The sequence below is a fragment of the Gordonia aurantiaca genome (genome assembly GCF_039939235.1).
GTDB lineage: Bacteria > Actinomycetota > Actinomycetes > Mycobacteriales > Mycobacteriaceae > Gordonia.
The window spans coordinates 455,622-477,752 of sequence record NZ_JBDUUF010000001.1 but is presented as its reverse complement, the minus strand read 5'-3'; the positions used below and the strand labels follow the sequence as shown (position 1 = coordinate 477,752).

Sequence of the window (22,131 nt, the reverse complement as noted above, 5' to 3'; positions counted from 1 at the left end):
GACGGCCTCCGACGGGGTGGTCGAACCCTTCCCATTCAGTGGACCGCCCTCGGATCAGGCGGGGACGGTCTCCGGGTAGACCTGGGCGAACCATGCGCGCTGGGTCTCGTCGAGCGTGCCGAGTTCCATCGCGCGCCGGCCCCAGGACTTGATCAGCTCGAGGAACGAGGTGACGTCGTAGACGTCCTCCTCGCGGGAGAACTTCCCGTTCCCGGCGTAGGTGAGGACGCTGATGTGGGTCGCCGCGAAGCGGGAGCCGTCGCCCGGGTCCTTCATGACGTCCTCGAGCGCGGTCACGATGACGCCGTTCACCTCGTCGATGACGTGCCAGCGTTCCGGGAAGGCCACGGTGTGATCGCCGGGGAACTGCGCCAGCGACGGCTCGGCCCACGCCCAGACCGCGTCCTTGCCCTCGAGCTCGCCGGCCATCTGCTCGACGTAGACGACGTCGTCGGTGAAGAGATCGATGAAGTCCTTCCAGCTCCCCTCGCCGGAACCGGCACGGTTGATCGCGGTGAACCACGACTGGTAGACGTTCTCGAGTTCTTCACGGGTCCATGTGTTCGTCATGGTCGCGAACGCTATGCCCGGGGCGGGCCGGTGGCGCCGCGCGTTTCCGCTGACCGGGAAGAACACCGGCGTATCGGCCCGGGCTCCGGCCTCTCTCCCATTCAGCGGACGGCGCACGCCCGCGCGACCCGCCCCCGGACGGAGCATGCACGTACCCGTCGCGCCGCGTCGACCGCGTGACATGGTGCACCCGCGAAGGAGACAACGAATGACGACCGCATCCGGACCCGACATCGAGACCCTGGTGGTCCGCTATCTCACGACGATCTCGACGGGCCGGTCCGGCGATGTCGCCGCCCTGTACGCGCCGGACGCCCGCCTCGAGGACCCGGTGGGCTCGGACCCCAGGATCGGACGCGAGCAGATCGAGGAGTTCTCCGCGGCCTCGACGGCGTGGAGACCACGGCCGAACTCCTCACCCTGCGGGCCGCCGGCCGCGAGGCCGCATTCCGCTTCCGGGTCACCACGTCACTGCCGGACCGCACGATCGTCATCGAGCCGATCGACGTGATGGCCTTCGACGACCACGGCCTGATCACCTCGATGCGCGCATTCTGGGCTCCGGCCGACGTCGCGGTGACCTCGGCCGCGAGCTGAGCGCGACCCCGGCGACCTCGACCGTCGCCCACCCTGGCATTCCGTTTCTGTAACGTGTTCTAATTCAGGGAGTAGAACACGTTACAGCTGCGTCGCACGAAGGGGACCCCATGGCCGGCTCGACCGATCCACAGACCAGCCCACAGCAGACCGGCGCCGAACCCGAGACCTACGACGTCGTCGTCGTGGGTGCGGGCGGTGCGGGCATGAGTGCCGCGATCACCGCGGCCAACAAGGGCCTCGAGACCATCCTGATCGAGAAGTCGCCCTACTGGGGCGGCTCCACCTCGCGCTCGGGCGGCGGCGTCTGGATTCCGAACAACTCGGTGCTGCGCCGTGACGGCGTCGTCGACTCGCCGGAGAAGGCCCGTGAGTATGTGCACGCGATCATCGGTGAGCACGCCCCCGCCGACCGCATCGACGCCTACATCGACCGCGGCCCGGAGGCCCTCGACTTCCTGATGGAGCACGCTCCCCTCGACCTCGAGTGGGTCAAGGGTTACTCCGACTACTACCCGGAGGCGCCCGGCGGCCGCCTCGAGGGCCGGTCGATCGAGCCGCGCCCGTTCGACGCGCGCCGCCTCGGCGACGACCTGAAGACACTGCATCCGCAGTACACCAAGGCGCCGCTGAACATGGTCGTGCTGCAGTCGGACTACCGGTGGCTCAACACCGGCATGCGGCACTGGCGCGGTCCGCTGCGGATGGCGAAGGTCGGCGCCCGCTTCTTCTGGGCACGCAGCCGCGGCAAGAAGCTGATCGCGATGGGCGCGGCGCTGGCCGCGGAGCTGCTCATCGGCGTCCGCGAGGCCGGGGTCCCGTTGCGGCTCAACACCGGACTGGTCGACCTGATCACCGAGGGCGACCGCGTCGTCGGTGTCGTCGCCGAGTCCGAGGGCAGGCAGTTCGAGATCCGCGCCCGCCACGGCGTGGTCCTGGCCTGCGGCGGCTTCGAGCACAACGAGGAGATGCGCAAGAAGTACCAGCGTGAACCCATCGGCTCGGAGTGGACCACCGGCGCCCCCAGCAACACCGGCGACGGCATCAACGCGGGCCTCAAGATCGGCGCCGCGGTCTCGCTGATGGACGACGCCTGGTGGGGACCGACGATCCCGCTGCCGCGCGGTCCGTGGTTCGCGCTGTCGGAGCGCTCGGTGCCGGGCACCTTCATCGTCAACATGCGCGGCAAGCGCTACATGAACGAGTCGCTGCCATATGTCGAAGCGGTGCACCGGATGTACGGTGGCGAGTTCGGCCACGGCGAGGGTCCGGGCGAGAACGTGCCGTCGTGGCTGATCTTCGATCAGCGCTGCCGCAACCGGTACCTGTTCGCCGGCATCAACGCACGACAGCCGTTGCCCAAGAAGTGGTTCGACTCGGGCGTGGTCGTCAAGGCCGGCAGCATCCGTGAACTCGCCGAGAAGATCGGCGTGCCAGCCGACGAGCTCGAGGCGACCACCAAGCGGTTCAACGGGTTCGCCCGCTCCGGCGTCGACGAGGACTTCCACCGCGGCGAGAGCGGCTACGACCACTACTACGGCGACATCACCAACAAGCCGAATCCGAGTCTGGGTGAGGTGAGCAAGCCGCCGTTCTACGCGGTGAAGATGGTGCCCGGCGATCTCGGCACCAAGGGCGGGATCAACGCCGACGCCGCGGGTCGCGCCCTGCGTGCCGACGGGTCTGTCATCGAGGGCCTCTACGCCGCCGGCAACACCAGCGCCCCGGTCATGGGCCACACCTACGCCGGCCCGGGCGCGACCATCGGTCCCGCGATCGTCTTCGGATACCTCGCCGCCAGCGACATCGCCGAGAAGGCCGCCGGCAAGTCCACCCCGGTCACGACCCCACAGACAGGAGCCTGAGCCATGCCGATCGATCCCGCTGTCGCCGTCGGAGCCGAGCTGCCCGAGGTGTCGTTCGAGTGGTCGGCATCGGATGTCGCGCTGTATCACCTCGCGGTGGGCGCGGCCGCCGACCCGATGGACACCACCGCCCTTGCCTACGTGCATGATTCGACCCCGAAGGTGCTGCCGACGTTCGCGACCGTCGCAGCGTCGTTCCACGCCACCGAACCGCCGCGGGTGTCCTTCCCGGGTGTCGACATCGACCTCGCCAAGGTCGTGCACGGCAGCCAGCGGATCACCGCGCACCGGCCCCTGCCACCGAGCGGCAAGGCGACCACCCGCACCCGGATCGCCGAGATCCAGGACAAGGGATCGGCTGCGGTGATCATCCAGGAGTCGGTCACCACCGACGACTCCGGCGAGACCCTGTGGAGCGCAAGGTCATCCATCTTCGCCAAAGGCGAGGGAGGTTTCGGAGGCGAGCGCGGCCGGTCGGAGAAGGTCGCCTACCCCGACCGCGCACCCGACCACCGTCTCACGGTGCCGACCCTGCCGAACCAGGCACTGCTGTACCGCCTGTGCGGTGACCGCAACCCGCTGCACTCCGACCCGGGGTTCGCCGAGCGGGCAGGGTTCCCGCGGCCGATCCTGCACGGCCTGTGCACCTACGGATCGGTGTGCCGCGCGATCGTCGACGAGCTGCTCGACGGCGACGTCACCGCGGTGGCCGACTTCTCCGCCTCCTTCGCCGGGATCGTGTTCCCGGGCGAGACGCTGCAGGTCGATGTGTGGGAGGACGGTTCCCGCCTGCTGGCGACCGCGAGCGTGGTCGAACGGGAGGGCGCGAAGGCCCTCGGCAATGTGGTGTGCGCGCGTAGCTGACACCCCCGCGGCCGCCTTGCGCGGTCACCGGGGGCCAGTACTCTGTCCACGCGGTCCGGCAATCGGACCGCGTGGACCACTACGTCGCATATCCACAAGGAGACCGCATGAGCGATTCGCTGACGCCCCTTCTCGCCGACAACCGCAGCGCCCTGGTGACCGACCTGGTCGGGGTCATCGACGCCGAGGTTGCCGACCAGTCGGGTCTGAGCGGCGCCGCTGTGAAGACCGCGTACGCCGCGGTCCAGAAGGTGAAGCCGAACGTGGTGCACAGCGCCACGGATCAGCTGGCAGAGGACTTCCTGACGGCGCTGGCGCCGTTCTGGGACTCGAAGCCGGCGGGAGTCGCCTTCGGCGATCATCTCTCGGCCAACGGCGATGCCGCGGCCGAGGCGCTGCTGGCGGTCACCGACGCCCAGGCCGACACCGCCAAGCCGGCTCTGGCGAAGGCCTACAACTCGCTGCGCGGAAAGGCCAAGAACTACGTGGTCGCCGCACTTCCGCGCGTGGGCGCGACCATCGAGAAGCACGCGCAGTAGCGTGCGCGGATCGCGTCGTCGGCGGTCAGACCGCCGACGACGCGATCACCACGAGCGCGACGATGACACCGATGAGCGCCGCGAGCATGGACAGCACTCGCCACACGTGCACGCGGGCCGGTGACATCTCGGTGGTGTTCGACGACACCGCGGTCGTGGACGCGACGGAAGTGGGTCCGACGGGGTCCGACGCGATGCGGGGTGAGGCCATGACCTGTCACCACTTTCGATTGTCCGGGGTCGACTTCGACCGTTGCGGTCCGCAGTCCCACAGCCGGTTGACCCGAGAGTGGTACTGCAGTGATAAATGTGGCACAAGTTACCCACGTTGCGGAATTTCCCCCCGCGCGTGTCGCGATAACGAAACCGCAACGCGGCGATCGGCAACCCTGGCATCCTACGAAGACACCATCGACGGCGGGGGCGAATCATGAAATTGCCGAACGGCATCCGGATGGACTGGCGCTCCGCGTGGCTCGTCCTCATCGCCTGCCTCTCGGTGAGCATGGTGGTCGCGGCGATGGCGGCCCTCAACACCGCGCTCCCCGACATCGCCGTCGACACCGGCGCCGACGCCGGTCAGATGACCTGGATCGTCGACGGTTACACCCTCGCGCTGGCCGCCCTGCTGCTCCCGGCGGGCGCGATCGGCGACCGCCTCGGACGCCGCGAGGTGCTCATCGTCGGCCTCATCCTGTTCGGCCTCGCGTCACTGGCCGCGATCTGGGTCGACGGCCCGGAACAGCTGATCCTCACCCGCTGCCTCGCGGGCGCGGCGGCCGCACTGATCATGCCGACGACGTTGTCGCTCATCACCTCTGGGATGCCCGACGGTCAGCGCGCCCTCGGCATCAGCATCTGGTCGGCCGTCGCCGGCGGTGGTGCGATCGCCGGCTTCCTCGTGACCGGCCTGCTCCTGGAATTCTTCTCCTGGCATTCGATCTTCATCACCTTCGCCGCGTCGTCGGCCGTCTCGGCGGCACTGTGCTTCACCATCGGCACGAGCAAGGACAGTGATCCGGGGCGGTTCGACATCCCGGGCAGCGTCTGTTCGATCCTCGCCGTGACCGGCATCGTCTTCGGTCTCCTCGAAGCCCCGCACCGGGGTTGGGACGACGCCCTGGTGTTGATCTGCCTGATCGGCGGCGTGCTGCTGGCGGCGTTGTTCGTCGTGGTCGAACTGCGCTCGGCATCACCGCTTTTCGATGTGCGACTGCTGGGCAACCGGGCATTCGGTTCGGGCTCCCTGTCGGTGGCGGTGCAGTTCCTCGCCTCGTTCGGCATGTTCTACCTCGTCCTGCAACTGCTACAGCTGGTGTTCGGGTACTCGCCGCTGCAGTCCGCGGTTGCCCTCATGCCGTTCGTCGCCGGCGTCGGTGTGTTCTCCCTGCTGTCGAACTGGCTGGCGGTGCGGCTGGATTCGCTGAAATTCGTGATCGCCGGCGGCGCGCTGCTGTGTGGTATCGGCCTGACCCTCCTCGGCCTGATCCGGGTGGGCGATTACCTGACGCTGGCCTTGATCCTGGCGGTCGTCGCGATCGGCATCGGCATGGCCTCCGCGCCGGCGACCACCGCGATCATGTCCAACACGCCGTTGGACAATCAGGGCGTCGGGTCGGCGATCAACGACACGGCCCGCGAGATCGGCGCGGCCATCGGCATCGCGATCGCCGGTTCGATGGTCGCCGCCGGATACAAGGCGCGGATCGGCCCCACCGCGGATCTCGCGCGCGAACAGCTCACCGCCGCCGGACAGCAGCAGGTCGCGGCCGGCGACGTGGCGGGTGGCGAGGCCACCATCGCCCAGGCCGAGCAGGCCGCCACGCTCATCGGGCGGTCCCTCGCCGAGGCGCGGGTCGTCGTGGACAACCTCGAGGCGCAATCCAAAGAGCTCGCCGACAGGATCGCCGAGGGTAGCCAGTCGGCCTTCGACGTGCCCTTCGAGCACGCGTCGCTGATCCTGGGCGGCATCATGCTCGTCAGCGCCGTCGTCCTGGTGTGGATCACACCCCGTCGCGTCGTCGAGGGACCGGTGTACATCGACAAGACCGGTGATCTCGATCCCGACCGCGACGACACCCTCGCCCGCGACTGACCTGGTCCCCGCCTGCGCGTAACCTCTCTGCGGTGCTCACCACCGACAACGTCGCAGGATGCCTCGTCGGCGTCGTCGCGCTCGTCGTGGTCATCGCCGCAACGCTTGCGGCGCAGCGCGTCCCGGCCGTGGTGGTCGCGGCCCCCGTCGCCGTTCTGCTCGTCGCGCTCGGTCTGACCGACCTCGACGCGGCGGTCGCCGAGGTCGTGACCATGGCGCCCACCATCGGGTTCCTCGCCGCGATGCTGGTGATCGCCGAGGTGTGTGCCCGCGAGGGGGTGTTCGGGTGGGTGGGGTCGGTACTGGCCGGCTGGAGCCGGGGTTCCCCGCACCGCCTGCTGCGCATCGTTTTCGTGGTTGCCGCGATGACCACCGCGATCCTCAGTCTCGACACGACGATCGTGCTGCTGACCCCGGTTGCGGTCGCCACCGCCCGGCACATCGGCGCGCGGGTCACGCCGGTCGCGTTCTCCAGCGCGCATCTGGCCAACACCGCGTCGACGTTGATGCCGGTGTCGAATCTGACCAACCTGCTGGCGTTCTCGGCGACCGGGCTGGGCTTTCTCGGGTTCACCGGGCTGATGGCCGCGCCGTGGGTGGCCGGGATCGTCGTCGAGTACCTGATCTTCCGTTGGTTCTTCGCCGACGCGTTGCGCGAGACGACGCCACCCGACGTCCCGGCTCCCGACACCCCCGATGCGCCGCCCCGACGACCCACTCTCCTGCTGGTGGCGCTGGCCCTGCTGCTGGTCGCGTTCGTGGTCGCCGAGCCGTTCGGGGTGCCGCTCGCAGTTGTCGCCGGTGTCGGCGCGGCGATCTTCGCGCTGCCCGGGCTGATCCGTTCACCGTTGCCGGCGCTGCGCGACGCCGCGGTCGCGGTGAACATCCCGTTCCTGGGATTCGTGGCGACGCTGGGCGTCGTGATCCTGCCGGTCCGCAACGGTCCGTTGGGCGACTGGATCTCGCGTCTGATCCCCTCGTCGTCGACGTTGCTCGGCATCCTCACGGTCGCCGTGCTGGCCGCGGTCCTGGCGAACCTGGTCAACAACCTGCCGGCGACGCTTCTGCTGATCCCACTCGTCGCCCACGACCCGGGCCTGGTCCTGGCCATGCTGCTCGGGGTGAACATCGGCCCCAACCTGGCCTACTTCGGCTCGCTCGCGAACCTGTTGTGGCGCGAGATCATGCACAGGGACACCATGCACAGGGACACCGCCGCCCCGACGTCCCGGGAGTACCTGCGCCTGGGGGCGCTGACGGTCCCGGTGACACTCGGGGCGGCGGTGGTCGCGTTGTGGGCGGGTTTGCAGCTGCGCTAGACCGCGGTGCTCTCCTTCGCCGCCTCGTTCTTGGCCCAGCGGTAGTCGGCCTTGCCTGCCGGGGTGCGCTTCACCTCGTCGACGAAGACGACGGTGCGCGGGACCTTGTAGCGGGCCAGTTCCTGTCGGCAGTGCTCCTGGATGTCCTCGAGCGACGGCTCGTCGGCTCCCTCGGCGAGTTGGACGACCGCGGCGACTCGCTGGCCGTACTTCTCGTCGGGAACCGGGACCACCAGGGCGTCGGCGATGGCCGGGTGCCCGTGCAGGACCGCCTCGACCTCCTCTGCGTACACCTTTTCGCCGCCGGTGTTGATGCACTGGGAACCGCGACCCAGGAAGACGATCGAGCCGTCGGCCTCGACCGTGCCCATGTCGCCGAGGATCGAGATGCGGGTGCCGTCCGGCAGGGTCGGGAAGGTCTTGGCGGTCTTCTCCGGGTCCTTGTAATAACCGAGCGGCACGTTGCCGATGCGGGCGATGTAGCCGACCTCGCCCGAGCCGGGCTCGATCTTGTTGAGCTTCTCGTCGACGACCATCATCTTGTCGGTCGGCGGCACCTTCAGGTGGCCGTTCTCGTCCATCATGATCTCGCCGTCGTTGCCCGACTCCGAGGCGCCGAAGTTGTCGCGCAGCACCAGATCCGGCTTCACCGCCAGCATGCGGTCGCGCACGTGCTGCGACCAGATCGCACCGCCGGAGGTGATGGAGAACATCGACGACAGATCCACCTCGTCCTTGCGCTTCTCCATCTCCTCGACGAGCGGCAGGCCCATGGCGTCGCCGACGATGAGGACGATGTTGACCTTCTCCTTCTCGACCTCGGTGACGATGGCGGCCGGATCGAAGTCGCGCTGGATCACCAGGCGCCCGCCCAGGGTGAAGAAGGTGAACAGCGAGTACGACGCCGCGCCGTGCATGAGCGGGGCCGCGAGCAGGAACGCGATCGACGGGAAGTCCTTGACCGTCGTGCCGATCTCCTCGAGGTCCTTGCGCGCCTCACCGTACGGGTTGCCGCCGGACAGCGGCTTGCGGAAGAAGTCGTCGTGCTGCCACATGACGCCCTTGGGATAGCCCGTGGTGCCGCCGGTGTAGAGCAGGTACAGCTCCTCGCCGTTGCGCGGCTCGAAGTCGCGGTGGTCCGGCTCGGACTCGTAGTCGGAGAACGACACGACCTCGACGAGTCGGCCGCCGGGCAGGTCGGCGACCGCCTGATGCAGCTCGTCGACGATCTCACCGATGACGAACACCGTACGGACGGTGGGAATCTCGGGGAGGATCGCGGCGACGCTGCGCTGGTGCTCGGGGAGCTCGACGATGATCGCGCGCGAATCGGAGTTGTCGAAGATGTACTGCAGCTCGGCATTGGTGTAGCGGTAGTTGACGTTGACCGGGACCGCACGGATCTTCAGGAGGCCGAGCAGGCTGGTGACGTGCTCCACGCTGTTCTTCAGGAACAGCGCCACGTTGTCGAACGCGCCGATCCCGTTGTCCGAGAGGAGGTGCGCGACCTGGTTCGAGAGCTTGTCGAGTTCGGCGTAGCTGATCTGGCGGCCCTGGTAACTGAGCGCGATCCGCTCGGGCACCGAATCGGCGACGGTTTCGAAGACATCGGCGAGGTTGAACTTCATCGTGCGCGCTCCTCGTTTTCAAGAGTGTTCGTGGACGGATGTGGCTGACTGTGTTCGATCGGGACGGGGCGGGTGGGCGTGCTCATGCGGTGAGCACCAGTCCGCTTGTCGGGACACCGGTTCCGGCGGTGACGACGATCTTCTCGGCGTCGTCGACCTGGTTGACCGAGGTACCGCGGATCTGGCGGACCGCCTCGGCGATGCCGTTCATCCCGTGGATGTAGGCCTCACCGAGCTGTCCGCCGTGGGTGTTCAGCGGGAGCCGCCCGCCCACTTCCAGGGCTCCCGGCTCGCGCACGAAGTCCTTGGCCTCTCCGCGACCGCAGAAGCCTAGTTCCTCGAGTTGGATGAGGGTGTACGGAGTGAAGTGGTCGTAGAGGATGGCCATGTCCATGTCGTCGGGTCCGAGGCCGGACTGCGACCACAACTGGCGACCGACGAGCCCCATCTCGGGCAGCGCCGCCAAGTCCTCGCGGTAGTAGCTGGTCATGATGTACTGGTCCGCCGCCGAACCCGCCGCCGCCGCGGCGATCACGGCGGGCTTGTGTGGCAGTTCCCTGGCGCGTTCGGCCGAGGTGATCACCAGCGCCACGCCGCCGTCGGACTCCTGACAGCAGTCGAGCAGATGCAGCGGTTCGGCGATGTAGCGCGAGTTCTGGTGGTCCTCGAGGGTGATCGGCTTGCCGTAGAAGAACGCATCGGGGTTGTTCGCCGCATGCTTGCGATCGACAACGGCGATCCGGCCGAAATCCTCGCTGGTGGCGCCGTAATCGTACATGTACCGCTGCGCGATCATCGCGACGAACGCCGCCGGCGTCGACAGTCCGTGCGGATAGCTGAAGGCGTTCTCGGTACCCGACGAGTTCTCCTGGTTGGCCACCGCCGAATTCACCTGCCCGAAGCGCAGTCCGGACCGCTCGTTGAAGGCGCGATAGGCGACCACCACGTCGGCCACACCGGTCGCGACGGCCATCGCGGCCTGCTGCACGGTCGCGCAGGCGGCGCCGCCGCCGTAGTGGATGCGCGAGAAATAGGTCAGTTCCGGGATGCCGACGGCACGCGCGACCGAGATCTCGCTGTTGGTGTCCATGGTGAAGGTGACCAGCCCGTCGACGTCGGCCGGCGTGAGGCCCGCGTCGGCGATGGCCGCCTGCACCGCCTCTGCGGCAAGTCGCAGTTCGCTGCGTCCGGAGTCCTTGGAGAACTCGGTGGCGCCGATGCCGACGATCGCCGCCTGTCCCGACAGCGTGCCCATCAGCGTCCCTTCCCTTCTGCCGAATGTTGTTCTGTCGAATCGTGGGCGCCGTCGCCGATGGTGAGGGTGACGGTCGAGATGACGTGCTTGCCCAGCGAATTGGTGCCGGTGACCGCGACGGTGACGAGCCCGTCGTCGGCGACCTCGGTGACCTCGCCGGCGAACGTGACCGTGTCGTAGGCGTACCAGGGCACGCCGAGCTTGAGCGCGATCGAGCGGATTCGGGCGTTCGGGCCGGCCCAGTCGGTGACGAACCGTTCGACCAACCCGGTGTCGGTCAGGATGTTGACGAAGATGTCCTTGGACCCCTTCGCCTGGGCGAGATCGCGATCGTGGTGGACGTCCTGGAAATCGCGGGTGGCCAGCGCGGTGGCCACGACGAAGGTCGGCGTGGCCTCGATCGTCAACGGCGGCAACGTGGTCCCGACCGAGATCGGTGTTGCGGCGATACCGGTCATCGGTCCGTCCCCTCGCTCGATCCGGCCGGCTCCCATGCGTAGAGCGTCCATGCCTCCGTGCCCGCGTCCTCGTCCGCGGGGAAATCGAGGAACGTGACCCGCACCGGCATGCCGATCGACACCTCCTCCGGTTCGACGCCGCGCAGCTCGCCGAGCATCCGCACGCCCTCGTCGAGTTCGACGAGGGCCACGACGAACGGCAGCTGCCGCCCGGGCACCTTGGGTGCCCGGTGGACGACGTAGCTGTATACCGTCCCGGTTCCGGCCGCGACGACGTAATCGGTCTCAGGGACCGTGCCGTCGGGCCGGCGCGGCTTCCACGTCGCCGGGACCGGCGGGTGGCGCAGGGCGCCCTCGCCGTCGCGCTGGATGCGCAACTCGTGGGCCTTGACGCCCTCCCAGAAGAATGCGGTGTCCCGCGAGACGCTCGGCTTGAGCATCCGAGCCGGGTCGAGATCGTCGGGAACCACCGACGCCTGCCGGGCGGCAGTCTCCTCGGAGGCGGTGTTCGCGGCCGGCGGCCGGAACTTGAGGATGCGGAACCGCATCTCGGCAACCACCTCGTCTGCACCGTCTTCTCCGACCACCGACCAGACGTTGCGGGTGGTGAAGAACCAGCCCTCGCCCAACGCGGTGTTCTTGGGGCCGACGACCTCGACGAGCTCGGCGGACAGCGACACCTCCTCGCCCGGTCGCGTGTAGCGGTGATAGACGGTGTCGCAGTTGGTCGCGACGACGGAGGTGAACCCGGCCTCGTCGAAGAGCTGTGACGCGCGGCCGAGCGGATCGTCCGCGGTGCGAACACCGTTGAGCCCGCGCATCGTCCACACCTGGGCCATCGCCGGTGGGGCGACGATCCCGGGGTGTCCGGCGGCGCGCGCCGCGGCCTCGTCGACGTAGATGGGATTGCTGTCGCCCATCGCCTCGACCCAGTTGTTGATCATCGGCTGGTTGATGGGATCCCGGCCGCGGACCGGCGCACTGGGACCGCCGTCCATGATCTTCTGTGCCGCAGCCCGGATCGCCTCGTCGCCGCTGACACCGTCGGCCGTGGTCACCTCGTCCCTCTCCTGCGTCGTACTCATCGCTTGGCCCTCGGCAGTCCGAGTCCGGCGGTGGCGATCATGTCGCGCATGACCTCGTTGACCCCGCCGCCGAAGGTGATCACGACGTGCCGCTTCTGCTGGACGTCGAGCCAGTCGACCAGGGCCGCGGTCTCCGGGTCGGTGAAATCGCCGTAGCGGCCGATGATCTCGTTGGCCATGCGACACACCGTCTGGATGCGCTCGGTGGAGAACACCTTGGTCGCTGCGGCGTCGGCCATCGAAATTGCCTCACCGGTGGATGCGACCTGCCAGTTGAGCAGTTCGTTGATACGGCCGTAGGCGTCGATGGTGGCCAGCGCACGCCGCACGTCGGGATGCTTGGCGATGACGGTGCCATCCGGCCCGGGTCGTTGCGCCCATTCCCGGAGTCGTGCGGCGAGGCCCTCGATGCGTCCGGCGGGGCCGAGCATGACCCGCTCGTGGTTGAGCTGGGTGGTGATCAGCTTCCAACCGTCGCCCTCCTCGCCCACGCGCATCGACACCGGGACCTTGACGTCGTTGTAGTAGGTCGCGTTCACATGGTGGGCGCCGTCGGCCGTGATGATCGGGGTCCAGCTGAACCCTGGATCCCTGGTGTCGACGATGAGGATCGAGATGCCCTTGTGCTTCGGCGCGTCCTTGTCCGTGCGCACGGCGAGCCAGATGTAGTCGGCGTCGTGGCCGCCGGTGGTGAAGATCTTCTGTCCGTTGACGATGTAGTGGTCGCCGTCGCGTACCGCGGTGGTGGTCAGCGACGCGAGGTCGGTGCCCGCCGACGGCTCGGTGTAGCCGATGGCGAAGTGGACGTCGCCGGCGAGGATCGCGGGCAGGAACCTCCGCTTCTGCTCCTCCGTGCCGTGGACCTGCAGCGTCGGGCCGACGGTCTGCAGGGTCACCGACGGCAGGGGGACGTCGGCACGGACCGCCTCGTTGGTGAAGATCTGCTGTTCGATCTCACCGAAACCCTTGCCGCCGAACTCCTTCGGCCAGCCCACCCCGAGCCAGCCGTCGTCGCCCATGCGCTTGATGATCTTGCGATAGGTGGGCCCGTGCCGCTCGGTGAGCATGGTCTCCGCCTCCTCGGGACTGACGAGGTCGGCGAAGTACTCGCGGAGTTCGGCACGCAGCCTGCGCTGTTCTGGTGTCAGGTCGATGAACATCTCTCACCCCTGTCCGGCCGAGGCAGCACCATCGGTGGTGTCGGCGAGTTCGTCGAGTCGCACCGTCGACCCACCGACCAGGCGGGCGAGGTCCTTGGCGATGGAGAAGTAGCGGTGCAGCGGGTAGGTGATGTCGACGCCGATGCCGCCGTGAAGGTGGGTCATCGTGCGCAGCGTCGGCGGGATCTCCTCGGCCAGCCAGTACGCGGCGATGCCGAGATCCGTTGCGGCGTCGAGCCCTTCGGAGAGCCGCCAGGCCGCCGCCGTGGTGGCCAGCTCCATCGAGCGGCCGACGACGTAGATGTCGGCGAGTTGCTGGCCGACCGCCTGGAACAACGCGATCGGCTTGCCGAACTGCTCACGCGTGGACACGTGATCGGCGGTCAGGCGGGTGGCGCCGGCGATCAGGCCGTCTCCGTAGGCGCAGAGGGCCAGGCGGAAACGGTCACGCAGGCCGGCGAGGTCGCGGCCGATGATGTCGGCGTCGTCGACGGCGACGTCGTCGAAGGTGACCGTGTACTCGCCCCAGCCGCTCGAGGTCGGGGTGCGGGTGAGGGTGACGCCGTCGGCGTCCGGCCGGACCGCGACGACGCCCGCATCGGTGGTGACGAGCAGGACCGACGCACCTTCGGCGTGCAGCACACCGACCTTGGTGCCGTTGAGGCGTCCACCGCGGACGCCTGTCTGCGGTGTCGCGGTCAGGGCGTCACCGTGCTCACCGAGTGCGACGGCGGCCCAGCGGCCGCCGACGATCGACTCGCCCCACCTGTCCCACACCCCGGACTCGGCCTTCGCCAGGACGAGCGCGGCGGTGAGGGTACCCAGGGCCGGGGTCACCGCCGCGGCGCGTCCCATCCGGCGCAACAGCGGCAGCAGACCGGCCTCGTCGACCTCGTCGCCGTCGGCCGACGCCGGCAACGGGAGCACCAGCAGGCCGGCGTCGACGAGAGCCTGCCAGGTCTCGGTGTCGAACCCACCCGGCCGATCACTGCCCGGCCGGTCGTTGCGACCACGTTTGCCGAAGGTCGACTCCCAGTCGGGTTGTCGGCGTGCGAACACCTCGTCGGCGACGTCGCGCACCGCGATCGCCGTAGCGTCCAGGGCAAAGTCCACCCTGCGTCTCCTCCATGTGCGGGCAACAGAACTAGAACTTGTTCTAGTTGTATCAGAGTCCACCCGACATGGGGTAGAGATCGCGGTTCATCTGCGCTTTTCGCCCAGAACTGGCCGTCAGCCGCGAGGCAAACCGAGAATCCGTTCAGCCGCCGCGGTCTTGAGGATCTGGGTGGTGCCGCCCGCGATGGACAGGCACCGGTTCTGCAGCACGGCGTCGCCGGCGTCGGTGAGTGCGAGACCCTGCGCGCCGAGCAGGCGGAGGGCCAGGTCGGGCACCGACTGGCGGTGCCCGACCCCGATGAGCTTGCGGACGCTCGACAGCGCGCCGGGGTCGAGACCGGCCAGCTGCCGGGTGGCCGCCCGGGCATCGAGCACCCGCCCGACGTGGGCGTCGGCGAACTGCCTGCCGAGCGCCGCACGCTCGTCGGGGGTGAGTTCCCGGCCCAGTCCCTTCACCTGACGCAGGAGGGACTCCATCTCCTTGCCGAGACCGGAGCCACCCATGGCGACGCGCTCGTTGGCGAGGGTGGTGCGCGCCAGTCGCCAGCCGCCGTCGACCTCGCCGACCACGCAGTCGTCGGGGACGAAGACGCCGTCGAGGAAGACCTCGTTGAAGTTGGCACGACCGGTCAGTTCGCGCAGCGGCCGGATGTCGATGCCGGGCGAGGACATGTCGACGAGGAAGTAGGTGATGCCCTTGTTCTTGGGCGCCTCGGGGTTGGTGCGGGCCAGGCAGATCGCCCACTGCGCGTTGTGCGCCTGCGACGTCCAGATCTTCTGGCCGGACAGCTTCCAGCCTCCGTCGACCCGCTCCGCCCTGGTCCGCAGGGACGCGAGGTCGGAGCCGGCCTCGGGTTCGCTGAACAGCTGGCACCAGACGATCTCGCCGGCCAGGGTCGGGGCGACGAAACGCCGCCGCTGCTCGTCGGTGCCGTGGGCCAGGATCGTCGGGATCGCCCAGGCGCCGATGACGAGGTCGGGCCGCTCGATCCCGGCGGCGTCGAGTTCGGTGTCGATGAGCAGCTGCAGCGCGGCGTCGGCGCCGAGCCCGTAGGGCTCGGGCCAGTGCGGCGTGAGGTAGCCGGTCTCGGCGAGCACCCGACGGCGGTCGGCGGGATCGGTCTCGGCGATGCGGGCGACGGTGGCCCGGACCTCGTCACGACGGTCCTCCACTTGCGAGAGGTCGAGCGCGAACCGACGCCGCGCGCCGCTGCACCCGAGGTCGGCGAGCGCGGTGGCCGCGGCCGTGCCGTTCTCCAGCACGGCCTGTGCCGCCAGCGCGGACCGCAGGTAGAGGTGCGCGTCGTGTTCGAAGGTGAAGCCGATGCCGCCGAGCACCTGGACACAGTCCTTCGCGGCGGCGACCGGCGCCGACGCGACGACGACATCGGCGGCGAGCCTGCTGAGCGCGAGCTGCTCACGCGCGGAGTCGAGCTCCTCGGGCCTCGCGGTCAGCACCTCGTCGACGGCGCAGGCCACGTCCCACGCCACGGCCGTGACCTCCTCGCTGCGGCAGAGCATCTCGGCGCAGATGTGCTTGATGGCCTGGAAGGAGCCGATCGGCGCACCGAATTGCGTTCGGACCTTGGCGTATTCGACGGCGGTGTCGAGCGCCCACCGGGTGACGCCGCTCTGGTAGGCGGCCATCGCCGCCGAGAGCAGCCCCTCGACGAGCGCGGCGTCCGACAGCGGGATCAGGTCCTCGGACGTGACCCCGGACAACCGAACCCGCGACACCGACGTGGTGCCGTCGAGGGGGGCCTGCGGCGCGACGTCGGCGCGTCCCGCTCCGGGCGGGAGGATCCACCAGCGGGAGTCCGCACCCGGGACGTCGAGGGCCAGCAGCAGCGCGGCGCCGTCGACGTATCCGCCGACCAGTCCGAGGTCGAGGGTGTCCGACAGCTCGGGGACCACGGTGCGCGTATGACTCGCCGCCGGGGTGACGACGGGTGTCGACCCGGTGATCACCTGCTCCAGCAGCTCACCCGCGCGCGGGTCGTCGAGGCCGGACAGGGCGATCGCCGCGGTGACGGTCGGGACGATCGGGCCGGGCACGAGTTCGGCGCCGCATTGCTCGATCATCGCCGCCACGTCCACGAAGCCCGCGCCGAGTCCGCCCGCCGATTCCGGAAGCGCCGCCGCGAACACACCGAGGTCGGCCAGCCGGCCGAACAGCTGCGTCCACTGGTCGCGCGGCTTGTCGATGTCGGAGCGGACCAGCTCGGTCACCTTCGCGGCGCGCGCCCAGGACTCGATGCTGTGGCAGACGGCAATTTGCTCGGAAGACGTGGCGATTGTCACGAGTGATCCCCTGCATGTCAGGTTGTGAGGAATAATTAGAACCTGTTCTAATATGCCATGGGTGGAGGTGATCGGGTAGCCACCCGAGATTCCCCGCCTACCCGGTCGCCGATCACGTGAGGATGTTCGTAAGCACATGGCCCGCTCTGCACCAGGCAATGCCGCGGTCGACGCTCCCGCCGGGACACCGACCCCGGCCTCGTCGCCCGAAGCCGGTTCCACCGCGCAGCGCGAGCGTCGGCGCCGCATCCTCGACGCGACCCTCGCCCTCGCCTCGAAAGGCGGCTACGACGCCGTCCAGATGCGCACCGTCGCCGACAAGGCCGACGTCGCGGTCGGCACGCTGTACCGCTACTTCCCGTCGAAGGTCCACCTGCTGGTGACCGCGCTCGCGCGCGAGTTCGAGCGGGTCGAGTCCAAGGTCGACCGCTCCCAGCTGCGCGGCGACAACGCCATCGACCGCCTCCGCCACGTGCTGGACATGATCACCTTCGCGATGCAGCGCGACCCGCTGCTCACCGAGGCGATGACGCGCGCGTTCATGTTCGCCGACGCGTCGGCGACCGCCGAGGTCGACCAGGTCGCCAACATCATCGACCGGCTGCTGGCGAACGCCATCGTCGACGAGGGCGATCCCACCGAGGAAGACCTCGCGATCGCTCGCGTGCTCTCCGACGTATGGATGTCGAATCTGGTCCAGTGGCTCACCCGCCGCGCATCTGCCACCGACGTGACCAACCGCCTCGAGCTCACCGTGCGCCTGCTGCTGAAGGACCGCGTCAAGCAGGAGGACTGAGCCGGACAGGAGGACCCGGCCGGACAGGAGGACCGGGCCCAGCAAGACGGCCGCCGAGCAAGAGTGGCGAGGCCCGCCACTCCCCTGGGGACGGCTCGCTACTCCGCCGGCGAGGCCTGCACGTACGCCTCGACGACGGTCCGGAACACCGCCTTGCCCTCGGCGTTGTCGAGTTCGCCCGTCGATGTGATGAGCGCGCGACCGCGGTCGTCGAAGTCGACGGCGTCGACGATCATCTTCCCGGTGAGGGTGTCACCCGGACGCACCGGACGCAGGAACACCGTGTCCGCCAGGCGCTTGCCGGCGATGACCGGCAGGCGGCGCAGCACCCCGTTGACCGCGAGACGCTGATAGATCGCCATGGTGTGGATGCCACTGGCGATGAGTCCGCCGTAGGCACGCTTCTCGGCGAGCTCCCTGTCGACGTGGAAGTCCTGCGGATCCCATGCGGCCGCGAACTCGACGATCTCGTCCTCGGTCACCTTGTGGGACCCCAGCGCCAGCACCTGACCGGGATGGAGGTCCTCGGCCCGGAGTCGGTCGCCCTCGGTCACCTCAGGTCCTTTGCGATCATCGGCCAGGTGGTCTTGAGGTCACGCTCCCAGTAGCCCCACGAGTGGGTGCCGTCCGGGCGCAGCAGCACCTTGTGCTGGATCTTCAACGCGCGCAAGCGTTGTGCCATCTGCTTGGTGCACTCGTTGACCGCGGCCTCGATGATGCCGCCGATGACGACCTGGTTGGCCAACGTCGCCGGGTCGCCGGCGACGAGCGGGGCCTCGAGCCGGTCGTACCAGCCGGGAAGGCCGGTGCCGCTGGTCATGTAGACCTTCGTGCCGCGCAGCTTGGCGGCGTTGAGGTACGGGTCGTTTGCGCGCCAGCCCGACGAGTTGACCGGGCCCCACATGTTGTCGAGGTTGCCGCCGCCACGGTCGGCGACGACCATCCGGATGTAGGCCTGCCCCAACGGATCACTGGTGCGGGCGCAGCCACTGTAGGCGGCGACCGACTTGTAGAGCCGCGGCGCGGCGATCGCGAGGTTCAACACCGACGTGCCGGCCATCGAGATTCCCGCGATGGCGTTCTTGCCCGTCGTGGCGAACTGCTTGTTCACCAACGGCGGCAACTCCTTGGTGAGGAACGTCTGCCACTTGTTGCGGCCGAGGACGGCATCGTCGCGCTGCCAGTCGGTGTAGTACGAGAACGCGCCGCCGATGGGCGTGACCACGTTGACGTGCTTGTCGGAGAAGTACTTCGCGTACTGCGTCTTCGCACCCCAGGTGGCGGTGTCCTCACCGCCCCCGGCCCCGTTGAGCAGGTACAGCGTCGGCGCCGGCTTCTTCTGGTTCCGCGGACGCAGGACGTTGACCGGGATCAGCTTGCGCATGGCACCCGAGTAGACGATCAGCGTCGTCTGCTGTGCCGAATCATGGATGACCGTATCGATCCGGGCAAGTTTCGGATCGGGAGCCGGCGCGGCCGATGCCGCGGGCGCTCCGGCTGCGGCCACCGCGACAGCACACGCGGCGACGACCAGTCGCTTCTTCCACCACGAACGCACCAACAGCCCCTTTGTTAACAATATTCTCAGACGCAACAAAGGTAACCGAGGTTCACCGGGCGCCCCAAGCCGAGAGGAGCCGTCGTTAGGTGTTCGTGACCAACGTCAGCGCGGCTGGAACCGCTGCGCGCCGTCGAGGCGGACGATCTCACCGTTGAGGTAGGTGTTCTCCAGCAGATGCTGTGCGAGCGCAGCGTATTCATCGGGCGAGCCGAGCCGCTTGGGGTACGGGACCCCCTGCGCGAACTTGGCGAGCGCCTCTTCTCCCATCGATTCCATGATCGGTGTGCGCATGGTGCCGGGAGCGATGGTGTTGAGGCGGACCGCGATCGAACCGAGGTCGCGGGCGCCCGACAGGGTGAGGCCCATGACGCCCGCCTTCGCGGCCGCGTATGCGGTCTGGCCGATCTGGCCCTCGAAGCCGGCGATCGAACTGGTCATGACGATGGCGCCGCGCTCGCCGTTCGCCTTGGGCGCGGACGCGGCGAGCCTCGCCGCCGTGAGACGCAGGACGTTGTAGGTGCCGGTCAGGTACAGGCCGATCGTGTCGACGAAAGCCTTCATCGGGTGCGGCGAGCCGGCGCGGTCGACGAGCCTCGACGCCACGCCGAAACCGCCGTGCGCGATGACCGCGTAGCGCAGGTCGCCGAGCTGCCCGGCCCGGTCGAGCGCGTCGTCCACCGAGTCGTCGTCGAGCACGTCCGTGCGGACGTGGATGGCTCGCTCCCCGAGTTCGTCGGCGAGCTGCTTGGCCGGTTCGTCGGCGACGTCGGCGATGACCACGGACGCGCCGGCGTCGTGCAGGCGGCGGACCGTCGCGGCGCCGAGCCCACCCGCGCCACCGGTGACGAGTGCGACTTCTCCCTCGAACGACATGTGTTCTCCTCAGCTGGGTCGGTGTGGTCGCAGCGGAAGTCGATTCATTGGCCGGTCCATTGCGGCTCACGCTTCTCGGCGAATGCCCTGGCACCCTCGATCGCGTCCTCGGAGGTGAAGACGGGGGCGAGCAGTTCGGCCTGCCGGTCCCACTTCTCGTCCTCGCCCCACGATTCCGACTCGGCGATGATCCGCCTGGTGATCGCGACGGCGAGCGGGCCGTTGCGGGTGATGCGCTCGGCGAGCTCGAGGGCGCCGTCGAGCGCGCCGCCCTCCTCGGTCAGCACGTTCACGAAGCCCCAGTCGGCGGCCTGCTCGGCGGTGAAGTTGTCGCCGGTCAGGGCGAGCTCGAGGGCCTTCTGGTACGGGATCTTCCGGGGCAGGCGCAGCAGGCCACCTGCGCCGGCGACCAGGCCGCGCTTGACCTCGGGGATGCCGAACCTCGCCGATCTCGACGCCACCACGAGGTCGGTGGCGAGCACGAGCTCGGTGCCACCGGCGAGCGCGAAACCCTCGACCGCGGCGATGACCGGTTTGCGCGGCGGCTTCTGCGTGAAGCCGAGACCGCGCCCGTCGATGGCGACCCGCTCGCCCGCGGCGAAGGCCTTGAGATCCATGCCCGCACAGAAGTTCCCGCCCGCGCCGGTCAGGATCGCCACCGACAGGTCCGGGCTGTCGTCGAGCTCGTCCATCGCGTCGGCGAGCGCCCGGCTCACCTCGTGGTTGATCGCATTGCGCGCCTGCGGACGGTTGATCGTGATCACCAGGATGCGCCCACGGCGCTCCACGAGAACTGCATCCGACAATTGTCGTCGACCCCTCACCGAGTTCGTTCGAATCGCTGCGAGCACCCGCGCACCATCGGGCGCGACGGCCTCAGCTCACCGGGGATCGTAAGCAGAAGAAGGGCGCCGAAAGGGAGAAATCAAACAACTGAGTTAGATAAGTTCCGCGGAACGCTCAGCCAACGACCTCGTCCACGAGCCCCCACCGCAGCGCCTGCTCCGCGCCGATCTCGGCGCCGGTGACGAACAGGTACAGCGCCCGCCACCGGCCGATCCGTCGCGACACGCTCGCGGTGCCACCCGCACCGGGGATGAGTCCCATGGACACCTCGGGGAGGCGGATTCGGGTGTCGGGTGCGGCGACGATCCGCCCGGCGAAGGCCGGGATCTCGATCCCCGCGCCCACGCAGTGCCCGTGCAGCCGGACCTCGATCCGGTCGGCGAGGGTCGCCACCAGGCGGCCCGCTCCCCCGCGGGTGCGGATCAGATGCGCGGTGGTCGAATCCGGCATGTGGCCGAACTCGTCGAGGTCGCCGCCGGCGCAGAACGAGCTGCCCGCACCGTCGATTACGACGTGCTCGATCGAGTCGTCGAGAACCGCGATCCGCAGCGCCTCGACGAGGGCGTCGCGCAGCGCGGTGCCGTAGGCGTTCCGTCGTTCGGGCCGGTTCAGGGTGATGTGCAGAGTGGTGCCGTCGCGCTCGAGCAGCACCGGGTCGACATCGGCGGCCGGCGGTAGCGGCCGCCCCAGTGCGCGGCGTTCTTCGAGCCACCGGCCGTATTCGATACCGCCCTGCAGCGTGGAGTACCCGAGGGATTCGACGTCGATGGCGGCCACCGGCTCGAGTGGCGCCGCGGTGCGGACGACCTGTGCGGCCACCAGCGAGGCCTGCGGACACCGAACGCCCGCGTCGACGAACCCCCGGACCAGCGCGTCGAGGTCGGTGTCGAGGTCTGCGGCCCCGACCACCGCACGATGGTCGGCGACGGGCGCGAATGTGAGGTCCAGTGCCTCTACCAGATGATGCAACTCCGTGGCGAGCGGACCACTCGCCACGCCGGCCAGGATGACGTCGGACGTCCGGGCCCGCGCCACCGCGCGGTCGAGCACGTCGACCGGCACCGGCACATCGAGGTCGACCAGCGTGATCGGACGCGTCACCTCCGCTTCGACACCGAGCAGATCGCCGCCGCCGATGAGCGGCTCGGCGGCGAGATCGGCGATCGAGATGCGTCGGACGTGCATGACGATGAACCTCCTGAG

The 22,131-nt window shown here is 68.9% G+C and carries 21 protein-coding genes; 7 read left to right on the top strand and 14 right to left on the bottom strand.

Going from position 1 to position 22,131, the window contains the following annotated elements; genetic code table 11:
• Positions 1-54: 54 nt before the first annotated feature.
• A complete protein-coding gene (locus ABFT43_RS02150; RefSeq protein ID WP_347958758.1) occupies positions 55-570 on the bottom strand; it encodes a nuclear transport factor 2 family protein in 516 nt (171 codons plus the stop codon).
• Positions 571-963: 393 nt separating this feature from the next.
• On the opposite strand from ABFT43_RS02150, the gene ABFT43_RS22660 reads away from it, so the two are divergent.
• From ABFT43_RS22660 to ABFT43_RS02130, 4 genes are all read left to right on the top strand, one after another.
• On the top strand, positions 964-1,167 hold the full coding sequence (locus ABFT43_RS22660; protein WP_457590086.1) for a hypothetical protein: 204 nt from the start codon (positions 964-966) through the stop codon (positions 1,165-1,167).
• A 110-nt stretch (positions 1,168-1,277) separates the two neighbouring features.
• Positions 1,278-3,032: a 3-oxosteroid 1-dehydrogenase gene (gene kstD, locus ABFT43_RS02140; RefSeq protein WP_347958757.1), complete on the top strand. Its 1,755-nt coding sequence runs from the start codon at positions 1,278-1,280 to the stop codon at positions 3,030-3,032.
• Positions 3,033-3,035: 3 nt separating this feature from the next.
• Positions 3,036-3,896, top strand: coding sequence for a MaoC/PaaZ C-terminal domain-containing protein (locus ABFT43_RS02135; RefSeq protein WP_347958756.1), 861 nt, complete (start codon positions 3,036-3,038; stop codon positions 3,894-3,896).
• 107 nt (positions 3,897-4,003) lie between these two features.
• Positions 4,004-4,435 carry a DUF6918 family protein gene (locus tag ABFT43_RS02130; protein ID WP_347958755.1) on the top strand — a complete coding sequence of 144 codons (432 nt, stop codon included), beginning with the start codon at positions 4,004-4,006 and terminating at the stop codon, positions 4,433-4,435.
• Between the two features lie 25 nt (positions 4,436-4,460).
• On the opposite strand, the gene ABFT43_RS02125 is transcribed toward ABFT43_RS02130, so the two are convergent.
• Complete coding sequence (locus tag ABFT43_RS02125) at positions 4,461-4,646, bottom strand: hypothetical protein (protein WP_347958754.1); 186 nt, start codon at positions 4,644-4,646, stop codon at positions 4,461-4,463.
• A 219-nt stretch (positions 4,647-4,865) separates the two neighbouring features.
• Between ABFT43_RS02125 and ABFT43_RS02120 the strand changes: the two genes are divergently transcribed.
• Entirely contained in the window at positions 4,866-6,530 is a 1,665-nt protein-coding gene (locus tag ABFT43_RS02120; RefSeq protein WP_347958753.1) for an MFS transporter, read from the top strand.
• A gap of 32 nt (positions 6,531-6,562) precedes the next feature.
• Positions 6,563-7,849, top strand: coding sequence for an SLC13 family permease (locus ABFT43_RS02115; protein ID WP_347958752.1), 1,287 nt, complete (start codon positions 6,563-6,565; stop codon positions 7,847-7,849).
• On the opposite strand, the gene ABFT43_RS02110 is transcribed toward ABFT43_RS02115, so the two are convergent.
• The 7 genes from ABFT43_RS02110 to ABFT43_RS02080 form a co-directional block, all read right to left on the bottom strand.
• A complete protein-coding gene (locus ABFT43_RS02110; RefSeq protein ID WP_347958751.1) occupies positions 7,846-9,477 on the bottom strand; it encodes an acyl-CoA synthetase in 1,632 nt (543 codons plus the stop codon). The genes ABFT43_RS02115 and ABFT43_RS02110 overlap by 4 nt on opposite strands.
• Before the next feature lie 82 nt (positions 9,478-9,559).
• Positions 9,560-10,732 (bottom strand): lipid-transfer protein, encoded by a 1,173-nt coding sequence (locus ABFT43_RS02105; RefSeq protein WP_347958750.1) that lies wholly within the window; start codon positions 10,730-10,732, stop codon positions 9,560-9,562.
• On the bottom strand, positions 10,732-11,190 hold the full coding sequence (locus tag ABFT43_RS02100) for a MaoC family dehydratase (RefSeq protein WP_347958749.1): 459 nt from the start codon (positions 11,188-11,190) through the stop codon (positions 10,732-10,734). Before ABFT43_RS02100 ends, ABFT43_RS02105 begins: the two co-directional genes overlap by 1 nt.
• Positions 11,187-12,275, bottom strand: coding sequence for a bifunctional MaoC family dehydratase N-terminal/OB-fold nucleic acid binding domain-containing protein (locus ABFT43_RS02095; RefSeq protein WP_347958748.1), 1,089 nt, complete (start codon positions 12,273-12,275; stop codon positions 11,187-11,189). The genes ABFT43_RS02100 and ABFT43_RS02095 overlap by 4 nt, the downstream gene beginning before the upstream one ends.
• Complete coding sequence (locus ABFT43_RS02090) at positions 12,272-13,435, bottom strand: acyl-CoA dehydrogenase family protein (RefSeq protein ID WP_347958747.1); 1,164 nt, start codon at positions 13,433-13,435, stop codon at positions 12,272-12,274. The genes ABFT43_RS02095 and ABFT43_RS02090 overlap by 4 nt, the downstream gene beginning before the upstream one ends.
• A gap of 3 nt (positions 13,436-13,438) precedes the next feature.
• Entirely contained in the window at positions 13,439-14,548 is a 1,110-nt protein-coding gene (locus ABFT43_RS02085; RefSeq protein ID WP_347958746.1) for an acyl-CoA dehydrogenase family protein, read from the bottom strand.
• Positions 14,549-14,665: 117 nt separating this feature from the next.
• Positions 14,666-16,852, bottom strand: coding sequence for an acyl-CoA dehydrogenase (locus tag ABFT43_RS02080; protein WP_347958745.1), 2,187 nt, complete (start codon positions 16,850-16,852; stop codon positions 14,666-14,668).
• Between the two features lie 136 nt (positions 16,853-16,988).
• On the opposite strand from ABFT43_RS02080, the gene kstR reads away from it, so the two are divergent.
• A complete protein-coding gene (gene kstR, locus ABFT43_RS02075) occupies positions 16,989-17,648 on the top strand; it encodes a cholesterol catabolism transcriptional regulator KstR (RefSeq protein ID WP_347958744.1) in 660 nt (219 codons plus the stop codon).
• A 98-nt stretch (positions 17,649-17,746) separates the two neighbouring features.
• Here kstR and ABFT43_RS02070 read toward each other — a convergent pair whose 3' ends face one another.
• From ABFT43_RS02070 to ABFT43_RS02050, 5 genes are all read right to left on the bottom strand, one after another.
• Positions 17,747-18,202 carry a MaoC/PaaZ C-terminal domain-containing protein gene (locus ABFT43_RS02070; protein ID WP_347958743.1) on the bottom strand — a complete coding sequence of 152 codons (456 nt, stop codon included), beginning with the start codon at positions 18,200-18,202 and terminating at the stop codon, positions 17,747-17,749.
• Positions 18,199-19,206: an alpha/beta hydrolase gene (locus ABFT43_RS02065; protein ID WP_347958742.1), complete on the bottom strand. Its 1,008-nt coding sequence runs from the start codon at positions 19,204-19,206 to the stop codon at positions 18,199-18,201. Before ABFT43_RS02065 ends, ABFT43_RS02070 begins: the two co-directional genes overlap by 4 nt.
• A gap of 105 nt (positions 19,207-19,311) precedes the next feature.
• Positions 19,312-20,082: an SDR family NAD(P)-dependent oxidoreductase gene (locus ABFT43_RS02060; RefSeq protein ID WP_347958741.1), complete on the bottom strand. Its 771-nt coding sequence runs from the start codon at positions 20,080-20,082 to the stop codon at positions 19,312-19,314.
• A gap of 44 nt (positions 20,083-20,126) precedes the next feature.
• A complete protein-coding gene (locus ABFT43_RS02055; RefSeq protein WP_347958740.1) occupies positions 20,127-20,888 on the bottom strand; it encodes a crotonase/enoyl-CoA hydratase family protein in 762 nt (253 codons plus the stop codon).
• A 154-nt stretch (positions 20,889-21,042) separates the two neighbouring features.
• Positions 21,043-22,113: an enoyl-CoA hydratase/isomerase family protein gene (locus ABFT43_RS02050; protein ID WP_347958739.1), complete on the bottom strand. Its 1,071-nt coding sequence runs from the start codon at positions 22,111-22,113 to the stop codon at positions 21,043-21,045.
• Positions 22,114-22,131: the final 18 nt, after the last annotated feature.